General features: G+C 73.4%; 4 protein-coding genes and 1 pseudogene. 1 reads left to right on the plus strand and 4 read right to left on the minus strand.

Annotation, left to right across the window (positions count from 1 at the left end):
- Positions 1-553: M23 family metallopeptidase (locus tag G6R25_RS22090; protein ID WP_163554430.1), on the plus strand; the 553-nt coding region annotated here is incomplete at its 5' end.
- A gap of 21 nt (positions 554-574) precedes the next feature.
- On the opposite strand, the gene G6R25_RS22095 is transcribed toward G6R25_RS22090, so the two are convergent.
- The 4 genes and pseudogenes from G6R25_RS22095 to G6R25_RS22105 all read right to left on the minus strand — a co-directional run.
- Positions 575-1,672: a tyrosine recombinase XerC gene (locus G6R25_RS22095; RefSeq protein WP_163554431.1), complete on the minus strand. Its 1,098-nt coding sequence runs from the start codon at positions 1,670-1,672 to the stop codon at positions 575-577.
- A gap of 156 nt (positions 1,673-1,828) precedes the next feature.
- Positions 1,829-2,173, minus strand: a complete 345-nt coding sequence (locus tag G6R25_RS30970) for a DprA-like winged helix domain-containing protein (RefSeq protein ID WP_419469400.1) — start codon at positions 2,171-2,173, stop codon at positions 1,829-1,831.
- Entirely contained in the window at positions 2,127-3,149 is a 1,023-nt protein-coding gene (locus G6R25_RS22100; protein ID WP_419469401.1) for a DNA-processing protein DprA, read from the minus strand. The genes G6R25_RS30970 and G6R25_RS22100 overlap by 47 nt, the downstream gene beginning before the upstream one ends.
- A gap of 6 nt (positions 3,150-3,155) precedes the next feature.
- A pseudogene (locus G6R25_RS22105) lies at positions 3,156-4,213 on the minus strand (YifB family Mg chelatase-like AAA ATPase); the annotation flags it as partial.

A 4,213-nucleotide genomic window follows, 5' to 3' on the forward strand; every position in this document is an offset into this window, starting at 1 on the left:
GGACCTTCGGCGACCGGCCCTGCCCCCGCCGGCCGCCGATCCGCCGGGCGGTGGCGCGCGGGCACCACGCTCCGCGCCGCCGTCCGGCGCTTCCGACCGACTCACCGCCACCGCGATGCCCACGGCCGCAACCGGCATTCCGCGGCTGCAGTGGCCGTTGCCGGGCCCGGTGGCGGTGAGTCGGACCTTCATCCGCCCGGCGACGCCCTTCGGACCCGGCCACCGCGGCGTCGATCTGCGGGGGTCGCCGGCCGGCCCGGTGCTCGCGGCCGCCGCCGAAACCGTGGCCTTCGCGGGGCCGGTAGCGGGACAGGGAGTGGTTACTGTCGATCATGGCTCCGTCCGGACGACCTACGAACCGCTGCGCCCCGCCGTGCGGGTGGGTGCCGTCGTCCGGGCTGGCGACCTGCTCGGTTGGCTCACAGCCGGCCCCCCAGGTTGTCCCACGACGACGTGCCTGCACTGGGGGCTGCTGCGCGGCGTCGAATACCTCGCCCCCCTGGCTTCCTTCCAGCGAGTTCCGCCTCGTCTGCTGCCGCTGCGCCCGCGATGATCGGGCCCCGTCCGGAGCGGTTCAGGCGCGCGGGTGCGCCTGAACGAAGGCCGCGCGAAGCCGCTCCGGGGTCACATGCGTGTAGATCTGCGTGGTGGCGAGGCTGGCATGGCCGAGAAACTCCTGGACCGAACGCAGATCGGCGCCTCCCTCAAGCATGTGCGTCGCCGCCGAATGACGCAGTCCGTGCGGCGTGAGCCCCGCCGGGACGACACCCATCTCCGCGCAGCGCGCCAGAATCCGCCGCACCGTCCGCGGATCGAGCCGCCCACCGCGCTGCCCCAGCACCAGAGCCGCTCCGCTGCGCGGTACGACGAGGAGCGAACGGCCCGAGGTCCGCCACGCGCGCAACGCGCCGGCAGCGGGCACCCCGAACGGGACACTGCGCTCTCGCCCGCCCTTGCCGTGCACCCGCAGCAGCCGCCGCTCGTCGTCGACGTCTCCGAGGTCCAGTCCGCACAGCTCGGACACCCGCACCCCGCTGCCGTAGAGCAGCTCGAGCACGAGCACGTCACGCAGTCCCAGTGCCCGCCGCACGGCTGGATCGTCATCGGCGCGCGATTGTATCTCGGCGGACCGCCGTGCCTGCGCGGCGGCCGGATTCCCCTGTGCCGGGCCCACCCCGGCCACCGCATCCAGGAGCTGGCGCGCCGCGGGGGCAGTCAGGACCTGCGGCACCTGCCGGATCGCCCGGGCGCCGACCAGCCGCGCGGCCACGTCGGTCGCCAGGAATCCGCGGCGGTTCGCATACGCCGAGAACACCCGGGCAAGCGAGGCACGCCGCGCCAGTGTTGCCGGAGCGGCACCGGCGGCGCGCATGGTGGCCAACCAGCTGCGTAGAACCCTCAGATCCAGGTCGGCGAGGTCCGGGCGCCCCTCCCGTTCCGCGTGCGCCCGCAGGTTCGCGAGATCGGCGCCATAGGCACGAACCGTTTCCGGCGACCGGTCCAGCTCCGCGACAAGGTGGCGCCGGAAGCCGGCAATTACCGCAGCCCAACCCGCTCCAGCGCCTTCGGCTGCTGCCGGTTGCGTGGCAGGCTGCGTGCTCGCCGTCCCGGCTTCCTTCAGGACGGGTGCCACCCGGCCATGCCCGAGGCCACGACCACGATGCGATGCCATGCGAGGACCGTCTCCGGACCAGGTCGCCCCGTCAAGACCGTCGAAGGTGGACGGGTGGGGAGCGAGACCGCGCGGGCAAGCCGCTGGTCCGGCTGCCCGGGCGATTCCGGACGCAGACCCGCCGGGATCGGGCCAGCGTCCGGACGAGGTTTCGGCTCAGCCGCGGCGGGACCGGGACCGCGCGTTCGAGGGCGCCCGACCAAGCGGAGTCAGCCAGTATCCGTCGGGGACGCTTTCGACCAGCCCCTCCACCGCAAGCGGTCCGAGCATGGCCAGCACCTCCTCCGGGCGCAGCCCGGTCCGCCGGGCCAACACCGACACACCGACCGCAGCGCGGGATGGCATCGCGTCGAGCAGATCCCGCACCATCGCGGACAATTCGTCCCGAGGCCCGACGGCCGTCGGTGGGCACGCGGCAAACCGGCCCATGGCCGCAATCTCCTCGGCGATGTCCTCAGCCCCGGTGACCAGTACGGTCTGCTCCCGGTGGTCGCGGAGCAACCGGTGGCCCGACGCTCGTCACGCTGGTCACCGGCCCGGGTATGGCCATCACCTGGCGGCCGAGGCGGCGGGCATGGGCGACGGTGTTGAGCGCACCGCTGCGCAGGCCGGCCTCGACCAGCACGGTCCCTCGGCACAGAGCGGCGATCAGTCGGTTCCGAGTCAGGAACCGCCGGCGGAAGGGCGGGGTACCCGGCGGGACCTCGCTGACGACGGCGCCTGTGCGAGCGACCTCGGCAAGCAACTCCACATGGGCAGCCGGATACGGCACGTCAACACCGCCGGCAAGGACCGCAACGGTCGACCCGGTCGCAGCCAACGCTCCACGGTGCGCCGCCGCATCGATCCCGAACGCCGCCCCCGACACGACCGCCCAGCCCTGCTCCGCCATCGCGAAGGCGATCTCGCCGGCGAGATGAAGACCATAGCTCGTCGCGGCCCGGCAACCTACGACGGCGACGGCCCGTGAGGCGATCTCGCGCAGGTCACCCGGGCCCCGCACCCACAGACACAGCGGGGCACCGACGGCGGAGCCGTCGCCCTCGTCACGGAGACGATCCAGCGCGTCGAGCTCGATCGGCCATTCGGAATCCTGCGGGCACAGCAGCCGGGCACCGACCCGCGACGCGGCATCCAGGTCGCGCAAGGGATCCACCCCTGGATGCGCCGCCCGCAGCTCGGCCCACGCGCGCGCCGCACCGCGCCGTCCCACCTCGACGGCCACGCGCTGATGCTCGGGCCCGAACACCCGGGTCAACGCGATCCGGGCGAGTCGCTCCGGATCCGTCTCCGCCACGCCAGCAGGCATCACCCCCACGGGGATGACGCCATCGGCCAGTCCCCCATCACCCGGCTCGGCCAGCGGGGCCACGACGTCGGCCCCGCTCACCGCCGACCGCGGTGGGACCACCGCCGCCGGTGCGGAGGGGTCGGCCCCAGGCTCAGGCAGCTCGGAAGGCCGGATAGTCGCGCTCATGCCGCCCCATCCGGGCAACCTCAGGTCCAGCGCGGCACCGAACTGCTCCGGCCCCGGCGACGCCCGCCCAGCGAGGTCGGCGAAGGTCCAGGCCAGACGGTGGACGCGATCAAGGCCACGAGCGGTGAGCAGGCCCACGTCGAAGGCCCGCTCGGCCATCGCCGTGACACTCGTGGGCAGCGGCCAGAGTCTGCGCAGCGCCGAGCCCGGTACCTCCGCGTTGACCCGCCACGGGGTTCCGGCCAGCCGGTTGCCGGACTGCGCCCTGGCTTCCGCCACCCGGGTGGCGACCTGGGCCAACGTGTCCGAGCGGCCGAGGTCGGCCTTGAGCTCTGCCCGGCTGGGAGCACCGAGTGCCACCTGGATGTCGATCCGGTCCAGCAACGGACCGGAGAGACGGGCGAGGTAGCGCCGACGCACCAGACTCGGGCACTCACAGCCCGTCGCCCGCGGCCCGCGTGCCTTCGCGCAGGGGCACGGGTTGGCGGCGAGGATCAGCTGGAACCGCGCCGGAAATCGGGCCGTTGCCCGGGCCCTGGCCACCTCGATCGTGCCGCTTTCCATCGGCTGGCGCAGCGCGTCGAGACTCTGCCGAGCGAACTCGGGGGCTTCGTCGAGGAAAAGAATCCCTCGATGAGCCTGGCTGGCCAGACCCGGGCGGATGACCACCGACCCCGACCCGACCAGCGCAGCAGGGGTTGCACTGTGATGCGGGCTCCGGTACGGGGGTCGGGTGACGAGGGGACCATCGATCGGCAGCAGACCGGCCACCGAATGCACCGCAGTCACCTCCAGCGAGGCCTCGGTGTCGAGCATCGGCAGTAGGCCGGGCAACCGGTCGGCGAGCATCGTCTTTCCGCTGCCGGGCGGCCCCTGTATGAACAGGTGATGCCCGCCCGCCGCTGCGACCTCGACGGCGAGCCGGCCCCGGGCCTGGCCGGCCACGTCCGCCAGGTCCACACTCGTCTCACCGGTTGGCGCGGGTGCGACAGGCGCCGGCGCCGCCAGCTCCGGCGGGGCCGCGTCCCAATACCGGGAACTTAGGTTCTGATCGTGTAGGTTCG

This window comes from Candidatus Frankia alpina (assembly GCF_902806485.1).
In the GTDB taxonomy this organism is placed as follows: Bacteria; Actinomycetota; Actinomycetes; order Frankiales; family Frankiaceae; genus Frankia; species Frankia alpina.